The sequence below is a fragment of the Glycomyces albidus genome (genome assembly GCF_009451885.1).
Taxonomy (GTDB): Bacteria; Actinomycetota; Actinomycetes; order Mycobacteriales; family Micromonosporaceae; genus Glycomyces; species Glycomyces albidus.
The window spans coordinates 1-18,257 of sequence record NZ_WIAO01000039.1 but is presented as its reverse complement, the minus strand read 5'-3'; the positions used below and the strand labels follow the sequence as shown (position 1 = coordinate 18,257).

At 71.5% G+C, this 18,257-nt stretch carries 16 protein-coding genes; 13 read left to right on the top strand and 3 right to left on the bottom strand.

Features of this window, described 5'->3' with window-relative positions; all coding sequences use genetic code 11:
* Positions 1–62 precede the first annotated feature (62 nt).
* Positions 63–452, top strand: a complete 390-nt coding sequence (locus tag GFD30_RS22325; RefSeq protein WP_322633507.1) for a TFIIB-type zinc ribbon-containing protein — start codon at positions 63–65, stop codon at positions 450–452.
* Positions 453–530: 78 nt separating this feature from the next.
* Here GFD30_RS22325 and GFD30_RS22320 read toward each other — a convergent pair whose 3' ends face one another.
* Positions 531–1,109 carry a 2'-5' RNA ligase family protein gene (locus GFD30_RS22320; protein ID WP_322633506.1) on the bottom strand — a complete coding sequence of 193 codons (579 nt, stop codon included), beginning with the start codon at positions 1,107–1,109 and terminating at the stop codon, positions 531–533.
* Positions 1,110–1,150: 41 nt separating this feature from the next.
* Positions 1,151–2,167 (bottom strand): tryptophan--tRNA ligase, encoded by a 1,017-nt coding sequence (gene trpS, locus GFD30_RS22315; RefSeq protein WP_153027378.1) that lies wholly within the window; start codon positions 2,165–2,167, stop codon positions 1,151–1,153.
* A gap of 118 nt (positions 2,168–2,285) precedes the next feature.
* Here trpS and GFD30_RS22310 point away from each other — a divergent pair, with 118 nt between their 5' ends.
* The 12 genes from GFD30_RS22310 to GFD30_RS22255 all read left to right on the top strand — a co-directional run bounded on the left by GFD30_RS22310 (position 2,286) and on the right by GFD30_RS22255 (position 16,055).
* Positions 2,286–3,149, top strand: a complete 864-nt coding sequence (locus tag GFD30_RS22310; protein WP_153027377.1) for a DeoR/GlpR family DNA-binding transcription regulator — start codon at positions 2,286–2,288, stop codon at positions 3,147–3,149.
* Positions 3,146–4,252: a galactose-1-phosphate uridylyltransferase gene (gene galT, locus GFD30_RS22305; RefSeq protein ID WP_153027376.1), complete on the top strand. Its 1,107-nt coding sequence runs from the start codon at positions 3,146–3,148 to the stop codon at positions 4,250–4,252. The genes GFD30_RS22310 and galT overlap by 4 nt, the downstream gene beginning before the upstream one ends.
* Positions 4,249–5,220, top strand: coding sequence for a UDP-glucose 4-epimerase GalE (gene galE, locus GFD30_RS22300; RefSeq protein WP_322633505.1), 972 nt, complete (start codon positions 4,249–4,251; stop codon positions 5,218–5,220). Before galT ends, galE begins: the two co-directional genes overlap by 4 nt.
* Before the next feature lie 39 nt (positions 5,221–5,259).
* Positions 5,260–6,405, top strand: a complete 1,146-nt coding sequence (gene galK / locus GFD30_RS22295) for a galactokinase (RefSeq protein WP_153027374.1) — start codon at positions 5,260–5,262, stop codon at positions 6,403–6,405.
* A gap of 192 nt (positions 6,406–6,597) precedes the next feature.
* Complete coding sequence (locus GFD30_RS22290; protein WP_153027373.1) at positions 6,598–6,945, top strand: hypothetical protein; 348 nt, start codon at positions 6,598–6,600, stop codon at positions 6,943–6,945.
* A 213-nt stretch (positions 6,946–7,158) separates the two neighbouring features.
* Positions 7,159–8,262: a BMP family lipoprotein gene (locus tag GFD30_RS22285; protein WP_153027372.1), complete on the top strand. Its 1,104-nt coding sequence runs from the start codon at positions 7,159–7,161 to the stop codon at positions 8,260–8,262.
* 37 nt (positions 8,263–8,299) lie between these two features.
* Positions 8,300–9,874, top strand: coding sequence for an ABC transporter ATP-binding protein (locus tag GFD30_RS22280; protein ID WP_153027371.1), 1,575 nt, complete (start codon positions 8,300–8,302; stop codon positions 9,872–9,874).
* The gene (locus tag GFD30_RS22275) at positions 9,871–11,163 is read left to right on the top strand and encodes an ABC transporter permease (protein ID WP_153027370.1); all 1,293 of its coding nucleotides are present in this window, start codon (positions 9,871–9,873) and stop codon (positions 11,161–11,163) included. Before GFD30_RS22280 ends, GFD30_RS22275 begins: the two co-directional genes overlap by 4 nt.
* 5 nt (positions 11,164–11,168) lie before the next feature.
* Positions 11,169–12,437: an ABC transporter permease gene (locus tag GFD30_RS22270; protein WP_153027369.1), complete on the top strand. Its 1,269-nt coding sequence runs from the start codon at positions 11,169–11,171 to the stop codon at positions 12,435–12,437.
* Positions 12,438–12,450: 13 nt separating this feature from the next.
* Positions 12,451–12,843, top strand: coding sequence for a cytidine deaminase (locus GFD30_RS22265; protein ID WP_153027368.1), 393 nt, complete (start codon positions 12,451–12,453; stop codon positions 12,841–12,843).
* 79 nt (positions 12,844–12,922) lie between these two features.
* Positions 12,923–14,200 carry a thymidine phosphorylase gene (locus GFD30_RS22260; protein WP_153027367.1) on the top strand — a complete coding sequence of 426 codons (1,278 nt, stop codon included), beginning with the start codon at positions 12,923–12,925 and terminating at the stop codon, positions 14,198–14,200.
* A 325-nt stretch (positions 14,201–14,525) separates the two neighbouring features.
* Positions 14,526–16,055, top strand: a complete 1,530-nt coding sequence (locus GFD30_RS22255) for a serine/threonine-protein kinase (RefSeq protein WP_194202072.1) — start codon at positions 14,526–14,528, stop codon at positions 16,053–16,055.
* Positions 16,056–17,259: 1,204 nt separating this feature from the next.
* Here GFD30_RS22255 and GFD30_RS22250 read toward each other — a convergent pair.
* Complete coding sequence (locus tag GFD30_RS22250) at positions 17,260–18,075, bottom strand: HNH endonuclease signature motif containing protein (RefSeq protein WP_322633504.1); 816 nt, start codon at positions 18,073–18,075, stop codon at positions 17,260–17,262.
* Between the last annotated feature and the right edge of the window lie 182 nt (positions 18,076–18,257).

Here is an 18,257-nt window from a genome sequence, read left to right as displayed (position 1 = left end):
CCCTCGCCGTGTTCTTGCTGTGAGAACTCACAGGTGAGCCGCCCGGTTCTGGTTGGGCATGCATGGCCGATCCACGATATGTTGATGTCATGATGCAGATGCTGTGTCCGAAATGTCAGAATCCGATGAATCAGTACGAGCGCAACGGCGTGGTCGTGGAGCAGTGCTCCGAGTGCAAGGGCATCTTCCTCGACCGGGGCGAGCTCGAGCACCTGATGAATTTCGAGTCGCAGTTCCACGCTGCACCGCCCGCGGCCGCTGCGGCGCCCGCCGGTCCGCCGCCGCGCGAGCCCCGCTACGACGACCGCCGCGATGACCGGCGGTACGACGACCGGCGCTACGACGACCGGCGCCGCGACTCGCACTACGACGACCGCCGCCACCACGGCGACGACTACCACTACAAGAAGAAGAAGCGCAAGAGCGTCTTCGAGGACCTCTTCGACTTCTAGCGGTCGCCGCGCAGCGAGCCGCCGGGCAGCGAGCCGCCGGACGATCTCCGGCGGCTGAGCCGTGCCCGGCGCGCGCCCTCAGGCCTTCGGGAGTCCGCCCCGCATCGCGTTGCCGCCGCCGAGCGGGAACACCGCCCTCGGGGTCCACGGGACCGGGGCCCCCGCGAGGGTCTCGAAGGTCCAGGCCCCCGGGTTCGGGTGCGTGTAGAGCGTGAAGGACTCGACGCGGAACTTCGCCTCGAAGCCGGCCAGGGCGGTGAAGGCCCGGTCGAGCGCCTCGGTGCTCACGTTGTGGGCGATGGTGATGTGCGGGTGGTACGGGAAGCTGCGCTCGCGCCCGGCCGGGCCGCGGCGGATGGCCGCCTCGAGCTGCTCGCAGACCGCGATGCCGTCGACGACGGCGACGAAGACGACCTCGGTCACCGGCCGGAACGACCCGGTGCCGCGCAGGTGCAGGTCGAACGGCGGGCAGCCCTCGGCCACCGACGCCAGGTGGGCGCTGAAGTCCGGCAGGACGGCCCTGGGCATCTCGGTGGGCCCCAGCAGCGTCAGGTGCGCCGGGACGATCCCGCCGAGCGGGTCGCCGGAGGCGATCCGGACCCGGTCCAGGAGGTCGCCCCAGGGCGCGGGCACCGGGATGGCGACGCCCACGGTCACGGTCGGCGACTTCCCGACGGGTGCAGGCGCCGCCGCATCCACTAAAGCGCCGCCGGAGGGTAGAAGCCGACCTTCTTGTACGCCTTCGCGAGCGTGCGCGAGGCGACGTGCCGGGCCTTCTCGGCGCCCTTGACGAGGATGCGGTCGAGCTCGGCCTTGTCGGCGAGGAACTCCTTGGTGCGGGCCGAGATCGGCCCGAGGTAGTCGGCGACGACGTCGGCCAGGTCGCCCTTGAAGTCGCCGTAGCCGCGCCCGGCGTACTCGGCCTCGAGCTTCTCGATCGTCGTGTTGCCGAGGGCCGCGTAGATGTTCATCAGGTTCGACACGCCCGGCTTCGCGTCGGGGTCGTAGCGGACCTCGGCCTCGGAGTCGGTGACGGCGCTCTTGACCTTCTTGCGCATCTGGTTCGGCTCGTCGAGCAGGTACAGGCACCCGCGCGGGCTGGCCGAGGACTTCGACATCTTCTTCTCGGGCTCGGCGAGGTCCTTGATCGTCGCGGTCTCCTTGACGATGTGGACGTCGGGGACCGTGAACGTCTGGCCGTACGTGTTGTTGAACCGGATCGCGAGGTCGCGGCTCAGCTCGAGGTGCTGGCGCTGGTCCTCGCCGACCGGGACCCGCTCGGTCTGGTACAGCAGGATGTCGGCGACCTGGAGGATCGGGTACGTGAACAGGCCCACGGTTGTGCGTTCTTGTTTGGCGGACTTGTCCTTGAACTGGGTCATGCGGCTCGCCTCGCCGAACCCGGTCTCGCACCCCATGATCCAGGCGAGCATCGCGTGCTCGGGCACCTGCGACTGGACGAACAGCGTGCTCCGCTCGGGGTCGATCCCCAGCGCCAGGAGCTGAGCGGCACTCACCCTCGAGCGCTCGTGCAATACCTTGGGGTCGTGATCGACGGTGATCGCGTGGAGGTCGACGACGCAGTAGAACGCGTCCGAGGTGTCCTGAAGCGCCACCCACTGCCGCAGCGCGCCCAGGTAGTTCCCGAGGTGGAACGAGTCCGAGGTGGGCTGGATGCCTGAGAAGACGCGGGGTACGCGGTCGGCAGTGGTCATGGACCGATTCTGACATCCGGGCCGAGAGGGCGGCCACCCGGTATTGCGGCCCCGCCGATCCTGATGTTCAATTGTGTTGGATCTTGATCGGAAGACTGGATCGGAAGGAGAGTCGCCGATGCTGGCGCAGCAGCGACAGAGCCGGATCGCCGAACGCGTCCACCGGACCGGGGCGGTCCGGGTGGCCGAGCTGGTCGAGGAGTTCGGCGTCTCGGACATGACCATCCGACGCGATCTCGAGACCCTCGCCGAGCGCGGCCTGGTCGCCAAGGTCCACGGCGGCGCGACCGCCGTCGACTTCGGCTCCACCTCCGAACCCGGTTTCGCCGTCAAGCAGGTCCGCCAGGAGGCCGAGAAGCAGGCCATCGCCGACGCCGCCGCCACCCTCGTCGGCCCCGGACAGGCCATCGCCCTCTCCGCCGGGACCACCACCTGGACCCTCGCCCACCGCCTCACCGACGTCCCCGACCTCACCGTCGTCACCAACTCGGTGCCCGTCGCCGACGTCTTCTACCGGGCCGGGCGCCCCGACCAGACCGTCATCCTCACCGGCGGCGTGCGCACCCCCTCCGACGCCCTCGTCGGGCCCTTCGCCGTCGCCTCGCTCGAACGGGTGAACGTCGACACCGTGTTCCTCGGCGTCCACGGCATGTCCGAGCGCGCCGGGTTCACCACCCCGAACCTCCTCGAAGCCGAGACGGTCTCGACCCTCGCCGCGAAGGGCCGGCGCCTCGTGGTCGTCGCCGACCACACCAAGTTCGACGTCGTCGGCATCGCCACCATCGCGGCCCTCGACGACGCCGACGTCATCGTCACCGACTCCCTCCTCGACGAGGAGGCCCGCCGGGCCCTCGGCGAACACGTCGACCAGGTCGTGCTCGCCCCGGTCCCTGACGCGGAGCCGCACGGCGCCAAGCGCCCCCACCCGCGCCGCCCGCACTCGACCGAAGACGCCGCGACCCAGACCGAGAAGAGACCATGACACCGTTCCACATGGAGTCCGGCAGCCTCGCCGACGGCCGCCAGATCCTCTACTTCAACACCGCGCCGGACGCCGGCCGCGCCTCCTTCGCCGACAAGCGCGACCTGGGCGACCGGGTCAGCGCCGGGGAGATCCGGTACGACGTCCTCCGCGACGAGTGGGTGGCCGTCTCCGCCGGGCGGTCCAACCGCCCCATGCTGCCCGTCGCCTGCCCGCTGTGCCCCTCCGACGGCCACGAGCTGACCGAGGTCCCCGCCCCCGACTACGAGGTCGCGGTCTTCGAGAACCGCTTCCCGTCCTTCGGCGGCTACGGCGAACCCGGCCCGCTCCCGCCGGCCGAGGTCACCGGCATGGAGAACGCGGCGCCGGCCTCGGGCCGGTGCGAGGTCGTCTGCTTCTCCGACGACCACGACTCCTCCCTGGTGGACCTGGGCCCCGAGCGGGTCGCGCTCATCGTGCGGGCCCTCGCCCAGCGCACCGCCGACCTGTCCGCCCGCGGCGACGTGGCCCAGGTCTTCTGCTTCGAGAACCGCGGCGTCGAGATCGGCGTGACCCTCCACCACCCGCACGGGCAGATCTACGGCTACCCGTACACCACCCCGCAGACCCGCAAGCACCTCGACGCGAACAAGCGCCACCGCGCCGCGACCGGCCGCGACCTGTTCGACGACATCATCGAGTCCGAGCGCACCGGCCCCCGCGTCATCGCCGAGAACGACCACTGGATCGCCTTCACCCCGTACGCGGCCCGCTGGCCCTTCGAAGTCCACATCTACCCGAACGGGCGCTTCGCGGACCTCACCGAGCTGCCCGACGCGCACATCGACGCGTTCGCGCCGCTCTACCTCGACGTCCTCAAACGCTGCGACGCCGCCTACCCCGGCGAGCCGATGCCGTACATGGCCGGCTGGCACCAGGCCCCGGTCGGCGAGGACCGCGAGTTCGGGCGCCTGCGCCTCGAACTCGTCTCCATCCGCCGCGGCCCCGGCAGAGTGAAGTTCCTGGCGTCCTCGGAATCCGTCATGGGCGGATGGGTCCACGACCTCGGACCCGAGACGGCCGCGGAGATCCTGAAGAAGTCCAGTACCAAGGGGGCACTGTGAAATACCTCGTGACCGGCGGCGCCGGCTACATCGGCTCGATCGTCGCCACCATGCTGCTCGAAGCGGGCCACGACGTCGTCGTCCTCGACGACTGCTCGACCGGAGCCGCCGAGCGCGTCCCGGCCGGCGCCGAACTCGTCCGAAAGCCCGTCCAGCGGGTCGCCGAGGTCCTCGACGGCTCCTTCGACGGCGTCCTCCACTTCGCCGGCCTCATCGCCGCCGGCGAGTCCATGGAGAAGCCCGAGATCTACTGGGAGGCCAACACCAACGGCACGTTCGCCCTCCTCGCCGCCATGCGCGAGGCCGGCGTCCGCACCCTCGTGTTCTCCTCCACCGCGGCCGTCTACGGCAACCCGGTCGAGGTCCCCATCAAGGAGGAGGCCGCCAAGGCCCCCACCTCCACCTACGGCGCCACGAAGCTCTCCAGCGACATGGCCATCCAGTCCGAGGCCACCGCGCACGGCCTCGCCGCGGTCTCCCTGCGCTACTTCAACGTCGTCGGCGCCTACCGCGACCGCTCCGGCGTCTGGCACGGCGAGAACCACGAGCCCGAGACCCACATCATCCCGATCGCCTTCGACGCCGCCACCGGCCGCCGCGACTCGTTCGCGATCTTCGGCGACGACTACCCGACGCCCGACGGGACCTGCATCCGCGACTACATCCACGTCGCCGACCTCGCCGAGGCCCACCTGCTCGCCCTCACCGCCGCCGAGCCCGGCGCCCACAAGATCTACAACCTCGGCAACGGCAACGGCTTCTCGAATAAAGAGGTCGTCGCCACCGTTAAGAAGGTGACCGGCGCCGACTTCCCGGTGGTCGTGGGCCCGCGCCGCGCGGGCGACCCCGCCGAGCTCGTCGCCTCCGCCGAGCGCGCGAGGACCGAACTCGGCTGGAAGCCCAGCCGCGACAGCCTCGACCGCATGGTCGCCGACGCCTGGGAGTACTACCGGCATGCCCGCCGGTAGCGCCCCGTCCGCCCACCACCCGAACCGGAAACACACGCCATGACCAGCACACCTGACCCGCACGCCGCCGAACTCGCCGAGACCGCCGCGGCCGCCTTCCGCGAGGCCCACGGCACCGAGCCCGAAGGGCTGTGGGCCGCACCCGGCCGCGTCAACCTCATCGGCGAGCACACCGACTACAACGACGGCTTCGTCATGCCCTTCGCGCTGCCGTTCTACACGGTCGCCGCCGCCGCGAAGGCCGACGCGTGGGAGTTCACCTCCACGTTCGGCGGGGGCGAGACGGTCCGCCTCGACCGGCTCGAAGGCGCCGAGGGCTGGGTCGCCTACCCGGCCGCGGTCGCCCGCGCCATGGCCGACGCCGGCTACCCCGTCGGCCCGGCCCGCGTGCTCGTCCACTCCGACGTGCCCACCGGCGCGAGCCTCTCGTCCTCGGCGGCCCTCGAGGGCGCGGTGTTCCTGGCGCTGGCGGGCCTGTACGGCCACGACGTCCCGGTCGAGGAGGCCGCCGCGATCTGCCAGCGGGCCGAGAACGACTACGTGGGGATGCCCTGCGGCATCCTCGACCAGTCCGCGTCGCTCATGTGCGAGGCCGGGCACGCCATGTTCATGGACTGCCGGGACCTCTCGCGCGAGCAGGTGCCGTTCAAGCTCGAGGACGAGGGCCTGGTGATGCTCGTGGTCGACACGAACGCGCCGCACCGGCTGGTCGACTCGGAGTACGCGGCGCGGCGCGCCGACTGCGAGAAGGCGGCGGGTCTGCTGGGCGTCAGCCACCTGCGCGACGCCCCGCGGCACGCGCGCCTGGACGACGAGCGCCTCGACCGGCGGATGCGGCACGTCCTCACCGAGGACGAGCGGGTGCTGGCCGCCGCGGCCCTGCTGAAGGAGGGCCGGGTGGCCGAGATCGGCGAGCTGCTCACCGCCTCGCACACCTCGCTGCGGTACGACTACGAGGTCTCCTCGGTGGAGCTCGACTCCGCCGTGGACGCCGCGATCGGCGCCGGCGCGCTCGGCGCGCGCATGACCGGCGGCGGCTTCGGCGGCAGCGCCATCGCCCTCGTCGAGGCCGCCTCGGCGCGGAAAGTGGAGGCCGCCGTGATCGACGCGGCCGCCCAGGCGGGCCTTCCGGTCCCGCGCGTCTTCGTGGCCCGCGCCGCCCAGGGCGCCCACCGCGTCCGGTAAGCGCACGGGACGGCGGCCCGGATCGATCGCGGTCCGGGCCGCCGTCCCGAACCGCGCCGCCGTCTCCGCGCCCTCGACGCGACCGGCCCCCGGATGCGCAGACGCCGGCCGACCGCGGCCCGCTGTGACAGCGGCTGCGGGACCGGCGGCGCAGTAGGGTCACCGCTCCCGCACTCTGGAATACTCCGCGGCATGGATTTCGTGCACCTGCTGCTGCGCTACCTCCACCTGCTCGGCTTCGCCGCGGTCTTCGGCGGCTGGCTGGTGTCGTGGCTCTCAGGCAAGTTCAACTGCAACACGGCGATGCTCTACGGCGTCGCGACGCAGCTCGCCACCGGGATCGTCCTCTACGGCCTCGCGAGCGCCGAAGGGGACGCGAACCACGCGAAGCTCGGCGTGAAGTTCCTGCTCGCGCTGCTGCTCGCGGTCATGATCGCGATTCCAGTGTGGAAGAAGCGTGAAAGGGTCGCGGCGGGGCACTTCTGGGCCACCGGTGCGCTCATCGCGGTCACCGCGGGCGTCGCCGTCTTCTGGCAGTGACGGATCCGCGGGGATTCACTCCGGTTGGGGCCGTTCCGGCCCGCGCGGAGCTGCAATGCCGCCGTAGTAGCGGCGAAACACCAGTTCACTCCTGGTCTCAGTCATAGGATGTTTCGGTAACGAAATCATCAAGGACAGTGTCGGAGGCCCGCGAGTGCGGCCATGATTAGGCGGGTATCGACTTACCCCCTTGAATCGTCAAAGGAGACCGCAATGGCTGTCAAGCCGTTCAAGCTGGCCCTGGCGGGCTTCTCCGCCGTGGGCCTCGCCGCTCTCGCCGCCTGCGGCGAAGCACCGTCCGACTCGAACGGCGGCGACAACGCCGACGCCTCGTTCCAGGCCTGCATGGTCACCGACTCGGGCGGCATCGACGACAAGTCGTTCAACGAGTCCGCCTGGGCGGGCATGGAGGCGGCCGCGGACGAGAACTCGGACATCGAGGTCACCTACAAGGAGTCGTCGAACCCCGACGACTACGACCCGAACCTGCAGGCCTCGGTGGACGACGGCTGCGAGTTCGTCGTCGGCGTCGGCGGGCTCATGGCCGCGAACGTCACCTCCGCCGCGCAGGCGAACGAGGGCGTCGGCTTCGCGATCGTCGACGGCACCCCGTCCGACGCCTCCGGCGCCCCGGTCGAGGTCGGCAACGTGTACTCCATCCAGTTCGACACCGCCCAGTCGGCGTTCCTCGCCGGCTACATCGCGGCCGCGCAGACCCAGACGGGCACCGTCGCCACCTGGGGCGGCATGCAGATCCCGCCGGTGACGATCTTCATGGACGGCTTCGCCGAGGGCATCGCCAAGCACAACGAGGACAAGGGCACCGACGTGCAGCTCCTCGGCTGGGACGTCGAGGCGCAGACCGGCACCTTCCTCAACAGCTTCGAGGACGCGGCCGCCGGCAAGAGCACCTCGGACACGTTCATCTCGCAGGGCGCGGACATCCTCTTCCCGGTCGCCGGCCCCGCCGGCATCGGCGCGCTGACGGCGGCCCAGGAGGCCGGCGACGCGGTGAACGCGATCTGGGTCGACACCGACGGCTACGAGTCCACCGACTACGGCTCCGAGCTCATCACCTCCGCCGAGAAGGGCCTCGCGAACGCGGTCCGCGACGCGGTGCTCGCCGCGTACGACGACGAGGCCGGCAACGGCACCTACGTCGGGACGCTCGAGAACGGCGGGGTCGGCATCGCCCCGTTCCACGACTTCGAGGACGCGGTCTCCGAGGAGACCAAGGCCGAGGTCGAGGCGCTCAAGCAGCAGATCATCGACGGCACGCTCGTGGTGGAGTCCCCGGCCAGCCCGACCGCCTCGTAGCCGGCCGCACCGGCACCCAACTCCAAAGGGACGTGCATTGCGACTCGAACTGAAGGGCCTGACGAAGCGGTTCGGCTCGTTCACCGCAGACGACGACATCGACCTGGTGGTCGAGCCCGGCCAGATCCACGCCATCCTCGGCGAGAACGGCGCGGGCAAGTCGACGCTCATGAACATGCTCTACGGGATCCTCCAGCCCACCAGCGGGGAGATCCTCATCGACGGGGAGCCGGTCTCCTTCTCGGGCCCCGGCGACGCGATCGCCGCCGGGATCGGGATGGTGCACCAGCACTTCAAGCTCGTCGGTCCCTTCAGCGTCGCCGACAACGTGCAGCTCGGCCGGGAGCACACCCGCGGTGCGGGGGTGCTCTCGGCCCGGGCCGCGCGCCAGGCCGTCCTGGACGTGTCGGAGCAGTACGGGCTCCGGCTCGACCCCGACGCGATCTGCGAGGACCTGCCCGTCGGGGTCCAGCAGCGCGTCGAGATCGTCAAGGCCCTGTCCGGGCCGGAGACGCAGCTGCTCATCCTCGACGAGCCGACGGCGGTGCTCACGCCCGCCGAGATCGCCGAGCTGCTCCAGATCATGCGGAACCTCGCCGAGGCGGGGACGTCGATCCTGTTCATCTCGCACAAGCTCAAAGAGGTCCAGGCCGTCGCCGACCGGGTCACCGTGATCCGGCGCGGCAAGGTCGTCGCCCAGCTCGAGCCGACCGCGTCGGAGTCCGAGATGGCCTCGGCGATGGTCGGCCGGGCCGTGTCGCTGCGGGTCGACAAGACCCCCGCCGAGCCGGGCGAGCCGCGCCTGGAGGTCAAGGACCTCACCGTCGTCTCCGACGCGGGCGTGAAGGTCCTCGACGGACTCGAGCTCACCGTCCGCTCCGGCGAGATCGTGGGCCTCGCGGGCGTCGAGGGCAACGGCCAGACCGAGCTCGCCCGCGCGATCCTCGGCCTCGTCAAGCCCGACTCGGGGTCCATCGCGGTCGACGGCCGGGACGTGCACGGCCGCGGCCCCGCGAAGCGGATCGCCGACGGCCTCGGCTACATCCCCGAGGACCGGGGCCGCGACGGCCTGGTCTCGGAGTTCTCCGTCGCCGAGAACCTCGTCCTCAACCAGTACCGGGACGAGCCGTTCGCGAAGGGCGGCGTCGTCGACGCGGGCGCGGTCCGCCGGCGCGCGGTCGACTCGATCGCCGAGTTCGACATCCGCACCCAGTCGCCCGAGGAGAGCGCCTCGGCGCTGTCGGGCGGCAACCAGCAGAAGGTCATCATCGCCCGCGAGTTCTCCCGGCCCCGCCGGTTCCTCGTCGCGGCGCAGCCGACCCGCGGCGTCGACGTCGGCGCCTCCCAGTTCATCCACTCCCGCCTGGTCGCCGAGCGCGACACCGGGACCGGGATCCTCCTCATCTCGTCCGAACTGGACGAGATCTACGCCCTCGCCGACCGCATCGCCGTGATCTACAACGGCCGCATCGTCGGCGAGGTCGACCCCGACACGCCCCGCGAGGTCATCGGCCGGCTCATGGTCGGCGGCTCCGCCGACGCCGGGCCCGGCCCCGCGACCGACCCCGACCATCCCGCGAACGACGAGCACGCCAATGGAGGTGACCGGTGAGCGACAGCACCGCGACGACTGAAGCGCCGGCGGAGCCGCCCGCACCGGACACCGAAGGCGACGAGGCGAAGCCGAACTTCATCCGGCTGTTCGGCCGCTACCTGACCGAGGCGAACTCGGTCATGGTCACGATCTACTCCCTGGTCCTGGCGTTCCTCATCGGAGCGATCCTCCTCATCGTGTCCGACGAGTACACCCGCTCGACGTTCTCGTACTTCTTCGCCCGCCCCCAGGACGCCTGGTACGCCTCCCGCGACCTCGTCGCCGAGTCCTACACGGCCCTGTTCGAGGGCGCGATCCTCAACTTCAACACCCTCGCGTCCTACCAGGCCGGCGACGCCGAGTTCGGGAACCTCCTGCGGCCGATCTCGGAGACGCTCACGTACGCGACCCCGCTGATCTTCACCGGCCTCGCCGTCGGCCTCGCGTTCCGCGCCGGCCTGTTCAACATCGGCGCCCAGGGCCAGCTCATCTTCGGCATGATGGGCGCGCTCATCGTCGGCTTCACCCTCGACCTGCCGATCTGGCTGCACCTGCCGCTCGCGATCATCGCCGGCGGCCTCGCCGGGGGCCTCCTCGGCGCCGTCCCCGGCGTCCTCAAGGCCGCGACCGGCGCGCACGAGGTCATCTCGTCGATCATGCTGAACAACATCGCCGCCCTGTTCCTGGTGTGGGCGCTCGGCACGGCGTTCCTCCACTCCGAGACCCAGTCCGACCTGGTGTCCAAACCGGTCGAGGAGTCGGCGGTCCTCCCGACGCTCCTGTCCTCGCTCAACCCGTCCCTGCGGGTCAACCTGGCGCTGATCATCGGCTTCGCCGCCGCGGTCTTCACGTGGTGGCTGCTGTCGAAGTCCACGTTCGGGTTCCGCATCCGCGCCGTCGGCTTCAACGAGCACGCCGCCGCGACCGCCGGCATGCGCATCGGCTCGACCTACACGACCACGATGGCCGCCGCGGGCGCCTTCGCCGGCCTCGGCGGCGCGGCCCTCGCGCTCGGCGTCGCCAACGGCGGCATCACCACCAACACGGCCCTCGACTACGGCTTCAGCGGCATCACCGTCGCCCTGCTCGGCCGCGCCAACCCCGGCGGCATCGTCGCCTCCGCGCTCCTGTTCGGCGCGCTCAAGGCCGGCGCGCTCTCGGCCCAGCCGGACGTCCCGGTCGACATCTCGACCCTGCTGCAGGCCACGATCGTGCTCTTCATCGCCGCACCGGCGCTCGTCAAGGCCATCCTGCACCTGCGCACGCCGCGCGGCGGCCTGGTCACCCTCGAAGCGAAAGGCTGGTGAGCCCCATGGCAGTGGACACCGCGCCCGCACCGGCGCTCGTCGACGACCGCGCCCCGGCCCGCCACGTGAAGGCCGGCGCCGCGTACGCCGTCCTCGGCCTGCTCCTGGTGCTCGCCGCGGTCGCCTGGCTCGGCGGCCGCACCACCACGATCGCGTTCGACCGGACCCTGACCGACGCGAGCTGGGAGGCGCCCACGTTCGGCGTGGTCCTCGGCCTCGGCGTCCTGTGCGCCGCCGCCGGCGCCTGGATGCTCGTCGGCCTCCCGCAGCGGCGGTTCAAGCCCGCGTCCGCGGTCGCCGTGACGGCGTTCGCGCTCGCGCTGCTGTTCTGGGCCTACTCCCAGGAGGGCACGGTCTTCCGCGCGGAGTCGATCCTCGCCGGCGCCCTGTTCCTGTCGATGCCGTACATCTTCGGGGCCCTCTCGGGCGTCGTCTGCGAACGCTCCGGCGTCATCAACATCGGCATCGAGGCCCAGTTCCTCATGGGCGCCTTCACCGGCGTCCTGACCGCGAACATCACCGGGAACATCTACGCCGGCATGGCCGCGGCCATGGTCGCCGGCTCGCTCTCCACGATGCTCCTCGCGCTCCTGGCCACCAAGTACCAGGTCAACCAGGTCGTCGTCGGCGTCATCCTCAACCTGCTCGCGCTCGGCTTCACCAGCTTCATGTACGATCAGCTCAAGAAGGCCGACGGGTTCAACGACGCGTTCTCGGTCCCGGTGATCTCCTGGGGCCCGCTCGCGGACATCCCGGTGCTCGGCCCGGTCCTGTTCCAGCAGAAGCTGTTCGTGTACGTCGGCCTGCTCCTGGTGTTCGTCATCTGGTTCCTGCTCTACCGGACCCGCTGGGGCCTGCGCACCCGCGCCGTCGGCGAGCACCCCGCCGCCGCCGACTCCATGGGCGTCAACGTGAACCGGCTCCGGTACTGGAACGTCACCGCCGCCGGCCTCATCGCCGGCTTCGGCGGCGCCTGGTTCACCCTCGGGAACTCCCTGGCGTTCAACAAGAACATGACCGCCGGGCTCGGCTTCGTCGCGCTCGCGGTCATGATCGTGGGCCGCTGGAACCCGCTCGGCGTCCTCGCCGGGGCCCTGATCTTCGGCTTCACGACGCAGATCGCCCGCGACCTCTCGGCCGCCGGCTCCGGCGTGCCCGGCGAGTTCCTCCAGATGCTCCCGTACGCGGTCACGCTCGTGGTCGTGGCGGGCCTCATCGGCAAGGCCAAGGCCCCCGCGGCCGACGGCGTGCCCTACAACCCGGGCGACAAGTAGGCGGGGGACCGACATGGACATCGACTGGGACCTCCTGCGCGGCAAGGCGCGCGAGGCCATGCGGCACGCGTACGTCCCGTACTCGAAGTACCCGGTGGGCGTGGCGGGGCTCGTCGACGACGGCCGGATCGTCTCCGGCTGCAACGTCGAGAACGCCTCGTACGGCCTGACGCTGTGCGCCGAGTGCGGCATGGTCTCGCAGCTCGCCGCCACCGGCGGCGGCCGGCTCGTCGCGATCGCCTGCGTCGACGGCGCCGGGGAGCCCCTCACCCCCTGCGGCCGCTGCCGCCAGCTCCTGTTCGAGCACGGCGGCCCGGACTGCCTCGTGGACGAGCGGCCGGAGCCGACGACCGTGGGGGCGCTGCTCCCCGGCGCGTTCGGCCCCGACCACCTGTCCGGCGACTGAATCGACCCCCGGCATCGCGACCGCCCCTCGGGGCGCTCCCGGTGCCGTTCGGGTTCCACCGACTAGTGAGGGAATGCCAATGATCACCGCTGTGGACGTCATCCGCACCAAACGCGACGGCGGCGAGCTCTCGACCGCGCAGATCGACTGGGTCATCGACGCCTACACGAAGGGCGCCGTCGCGGACGAGCAGATGTCGGCGCTCGCGATGGCGATCTTCCTGAACGGGGCCCGGCCGCGCGAGATCGCCGACTGGACCGCCGCGATGATCCGCTCGGGGATCACGCTCGACCTCTCCTCGGTCGGCAGGCCGTGCGTGGACAAGCACTCCACCGGCGGCGTCGGCGACAAGATCACGCTCCCGCTCGCGCCGCTCGTCGCGGCCTTCGACGTCGCCGTCCCGCAGCTCTCCGGCCGGGGCCTCGGGCACACCGGCGGCACCCTCGACAAGCTCGAGTCCGTCCCCGGATTCACCGTGGACCTCACCGAGGACCAGGTCCTGAAGCAGCTCAAGGAGATCGGCGCGGTCATCTGCGCGGCCACCGGCGACCTCGCCCCGGCCGACAAGAAGCTGTACGCCCTCCGCGACATCACCTCCACTGTGGAGTCCATTCCGCTGATCGCGTCCTCCATCATGTGCAAGAAGATCGCCGAGGGCGCCGACGCGATCGTCCTCGACGTCAAGGTCGGCTCCGGCGCCTTCATGAAGGACTTCGCGAAGGCGAAGGAGCTCGCCGAGACCATGGTCCGCCTCGGCACCGACCACGGCACCGACACCCGCGCGCTCCTCACCGACATGTCGGTCCCGCTGGGCCGCACCGCCGGCAACGCCCTCGAAGTCCGCGAGTCGGTCGAAGTCCTCGCCGGCGGCGGCCCCGCCGACGTCGTCGAGCTCACCGTCGCCCTCGCGAAGGAGATGCTCGCCGCCGCCGGGCTGCCCGACGCCGACCCGGCCGCCGCACTCCAGGACGGCCGCGCGATGGACAAGTGGCGCAGCATGATCGCCGCCCAGGGCGGCGACCCCGACGCCCCGCTCCCGACCGCCCGCGAGACCGAGGAGGTCACCGCCGACGCCGACGGGTACGTCACCGAGATGGACGCCTACGCCGTCGGCGTCGCCGCCTGGCGCCTCGGCGCCGGCCGCGAGCGCCAGGGCCAGCCCGTCCAGTTCGGCGCCGGCATCGAGATCCTCAAGGCCGTCGGCGAACCCGTGCAGGCCGGCGACCCGGTCTTCCGCCTCCACACCGACACCCCCGACCGCTTCGCGGCCGCCAAGGAGACGCTGACCGGCCAGTGGGCGGTCGGCACCGAACCGGCCCCCCGCGGCCCGATCATCCTCGACCGCGTCACCGCGTAAGCAGACGCGCAAGGGCGGCACCGCGGACCGCGGTGCCGCCCTTCCGCGTTCACTCGGCGCAGCACGCACCCCCGGGCGCTGCGCACGGCGACCACCACGCCGAGAGCACCGCGCCGGGGACGGCGCTCACGCACGTGCCGGGGACGCCGGCGGCTCGTTGGGCATGGAACGCTCCAGAGACCCGCATCGCCGACCCCGCAACGGCAGCCCCCCGCGTCCGGCTTCCCGCCGCGCTCGGCCGTCATGACGTTCGCGTGAGCAAAACATGGCGGCCAGTGCGATCCTCGGCGGACCCACTACCCGACTCCAGCTTGCGAGGATCGCCGTGCAGACCGGATCGATGATCGCCGACCGCTACCGCCTCGACGCCCCGATCGCCTCCGGCGGCATGGGATCCGTCTGGAAGGCCCACGACACCCGGCTCGAACGGGCCGTCGCCCTCAAGATCCTCAAGTCCAATCTGGAGCGCGACGAGACCGCCCGCGCCCGCTTCCAGCACGAGGCCCAGGCCGTCGCCTCCCTCCGCCACCCCGGGATCGCCGCCCTCCACGACTACGGCGAGACCGAAGGCGACACCGGCGAAACCCTCGCCTACCTCGTCATGGAGCTCATCGAAGGCCGCACCCTCACCGCCCGCCTCCTCGAAGGCCCCCTCCCGGCCCCCGAGACCATGCGCCTGTGCGCCGAAGTCGCCTCCGCGCTCCACCACGCCCACGAGACCGGCATCGTCCACCGCGACATCAAGCCCGCCAACATCATCATCGACCGGCGCGGCCAAGCCGTCCTCGTCGACTTCGGCATCGCCCTCTCCCCCGGCCGCGGCACCATCACCGAATCCGGGATGCTCATGGGCACCCTCTACTACGCCTCGCCAGAGCAGCTCGAAGGCCGCCCGCTCACCGGCGCCACCGACGTCTACTCCCTCGGCGCCGTCGCCTACGAATGCCTCTGCGGCACACCGCCGTTCACCGGCGACACCGCCGGCACCATCCTCAACGGGCACCTCAACCAGCCGCCCCCGCCGCTGCCCGGCCACGTCCCGCCCGCACCCGCGGCCGCGATCCTCCAGGCCCTCGCCAAGGACCCCGGCGCGCGCTGGCCCTCGGCCGAAGAGTTCGCGCGCGTGTGCCGCGACGCCGAGGCCGATCCGCAGACGCCGCAGGCGGTCTCGCCGGTCCTCGCCGTCCCGGGCGCGGCCGGGCCGTGGACGCCGCCGGCCGGCGCCCACCCGTTCGAGCCGGCCACCACCGCGCTCACCGACCGGCGCCGCCGGCCCCGCCGGGCCCTCATCGCCGTTCCGGTCGCGATGGCCGTGCTCGTCATCGCCGTGGCCGTTTCGCTGTCGCCGTGGAGCCGCGCCGACGACAACGGGAGCGGCGCCTCCGGGACCATCGAAACCCAAGGCACGGAAGCGGAGACGACCGGAGCGGTCGCCGGCGCGGGCACGCCGGCCTCGGAGTCCCCGGCGTCCCCGAGCGGGTCCGCTCCCGCCGAGACCACGGCCGCCGCAACGGATGGCGGGGTCGAGACGAGCGGCGACGACACCGCAGGCGGCGGAGGGGGCACCGGCGGCGGAGACGGCGGCGGCGAGGAGTCCGACGACGAGGAGGGCGGCATGGTCGACCCGGGCGCGGCGTCGATCCCCGACGTGACCGGCCTCTGGTACGACGATGCCCGCGCCGAGCTGCGGGCCGCCGGCTGGGAGTCGGTCGCCCTCGACACGGTGTCCGACGACCCTGACACCGGTCAGACCGAGTGCACCGTCGTCTACCAGGACCCGCCCGGCGGGACCCCGACCCACTATGACGAGACGGTCACCTTGACGTACTGGGAGATCGAACCGGGCTTCTGCTGATGCGGCCCGGTCTGGGGCCTCGTCTGGGGTCTCGTCTGCGGCCTCGTCTGGGGACGCGGCCGGTCGCGGTCTTGAGCGAGCGGTGACAACGAGGTTTGCAATCGGTTCGGATCCGAGTCCGGCTTCCGTGACGGATGGTCGCGGGTCCTTAAACGGCGACAACAGGGTTCCCGTCAGGCCCGGTCTGGTTTCGGCTTTCACGGGGTGGACGCTTGCGGTCCTCGGCGGCGATGACGAGGCCGGTGGTGGTCCGCGGCGGTTGCTCCGGCTGTCGGGTGCCGTTCGGGTTCCGGCTCTGAAGCCGACAACAGGGTGTGTGTGGGGCGGAGGCGAGCTGTTCGGCGGTCCGGTGCCGTCTGGGCGCGGGTCTTGAGGCGACGACACGGCAGTGGACGGTGACGCCGGGCCTTCGGCTGTCCGGTGCCTTTGAACTTCTGGTTTTGAAGCGGCGACAACAAGGTGTGTGCTGGGCCGGGGTGGACGTGTCGGCTGTCCGGTGCCGCCTTGGTTCGGGTCTCAAGGCGGCGACGACCAGGCGGTCGAGGGCCAGGCCAGGACTCCGGCCGTCCGCCTGGTCGCGGTCCGGGTCTCTCGGCGGCAGTAGTGGAACCAGGGCAATGCTTGGCGTCCCGCCTCATCGCGGTCCGGGGTTCTCGGTGGGGTGGAGGGCCGGGGCAGTGCTCCGGCTGTCCGGTGTCGTCAGGGCCCAAGTCGTTTGGCGGCGAAGGAGAGGGGCGGGGCGGGGCGCCGGTTCGGCTCTCCGGTCCGTCGTCCTCTTAGGCGGTCCGGGTCCGGGGCTGTCCGGGTCCGGGTTTTGTGCGGTGACACCGTGGGTGTGGTGGGTCGGGGCGGGTGTCGCGGCATTTTGGTATCGCGGCGGGGGGACGGCGGGGGCGAGCGCGGGCGTTTGGTGGCGAGGGCCGGGTGCGGCTGGTGGCGCCCGGCCTTCGACCGTCGGGTGCCGTTCGGGTTCCGGTTTGGAAGCGGCGACAACAAGGTGTGTGCGGGGCCGGGGTGGAGGTGCCGGCAGTCCGGTGCCGTCGGGGCCCAAGTCTTTTGGCGGCGACAGGGAAGGGCGGAACCGGGCGCCGGTTCGGCTGTCCTGTTCGTCTGTTCTGCGCTGCATGGGCCGGGGTTCTCCGGAGTTCTGCAGTGCCGAGGACGACCCGTGTGGAGGGCGGCCCGGGGTGAGCGCCGGGCCGGATCAGAAGGGTGGTTCGCCGGGGTCGGTGGGTGGGGGGTGGTGTGCTGGTTGGGGGGTGCGGGTGTCGTGGTGGTGGTGGTTGGGTGTGGGTCGGGTGCCGGGGGGTGCGGTGCCGGCGGGTGGTGCCGGGCGCGGTGGCCGCTGGCTGGTGCCGAATCGTTCTCGCGCTTTGGTTCTGGCCTGTCTGATGGCGGTGCGGGCGCGTTCGGTCTGGACTGCTTCGGCTCGGGTGTCGAGGTCGGCCTTGATCGAGGCGGCCCATTCGGTCCGGTAGAGCCCGGTCGCGAAGACGTCCCAGTCCGAGCCGTGATGCTCGGTGTCGAGGTCGGCATCGGTGCGCCAGTCCACACACCCGCAACCGTTCCCGGTTGCAGTCTCGGTCCCGGTCGCCGCCTGCCCGCCCTGGCCTTGCCCGGCCTGGCCGCACCCGGTCGCGCCGCCGAGAGTAACGGCCGCGTCGGCGGGGTGGTCGTGGTGGGTGATGAGGGCTTGGCCGGGGCCGGTCTTGTCGATGGTCCAGCCGGTGGTGTGGATGCGGCCGTGGTGGAACCGGCACAGCAGGATCAGGTTGTCGGCGTCGGTGGGGCCGCCGTCGGCCCAATGCACGATGTGGTGGGCCTCGGTCCAGGCGACGGGCCGGTCGCATCCGTGCCAGGCGCACCCGCCGGGCTGCTCGAGTTCGAGCTTGCGCCGCAGCGCCGTGTTCGGTAGGCGCGCGGTCCGCCCGAGTTCGACCGCTTCACCGGCCGCGTAGTCGAACACGGCCGGCAGCACATTCGTCTCACACGCGAGCAGCCGGGCTTTCGCCACCGACACCGGGCGGCCCTCCAACAGCGGAATACGACCCCCACCCGCACCAGCGCCCAGGCCCTGAGGTGTAGCAAGGATCTTGGACGCGGATCTCATAACGGTTGGGTTTCAGGCGGCGCGAGCGTAATACTCGGCCAGGGTCTCGGCGGGGGTCTTGTAGCCGAGGGTCGAATGTAGGCGTTGACGGT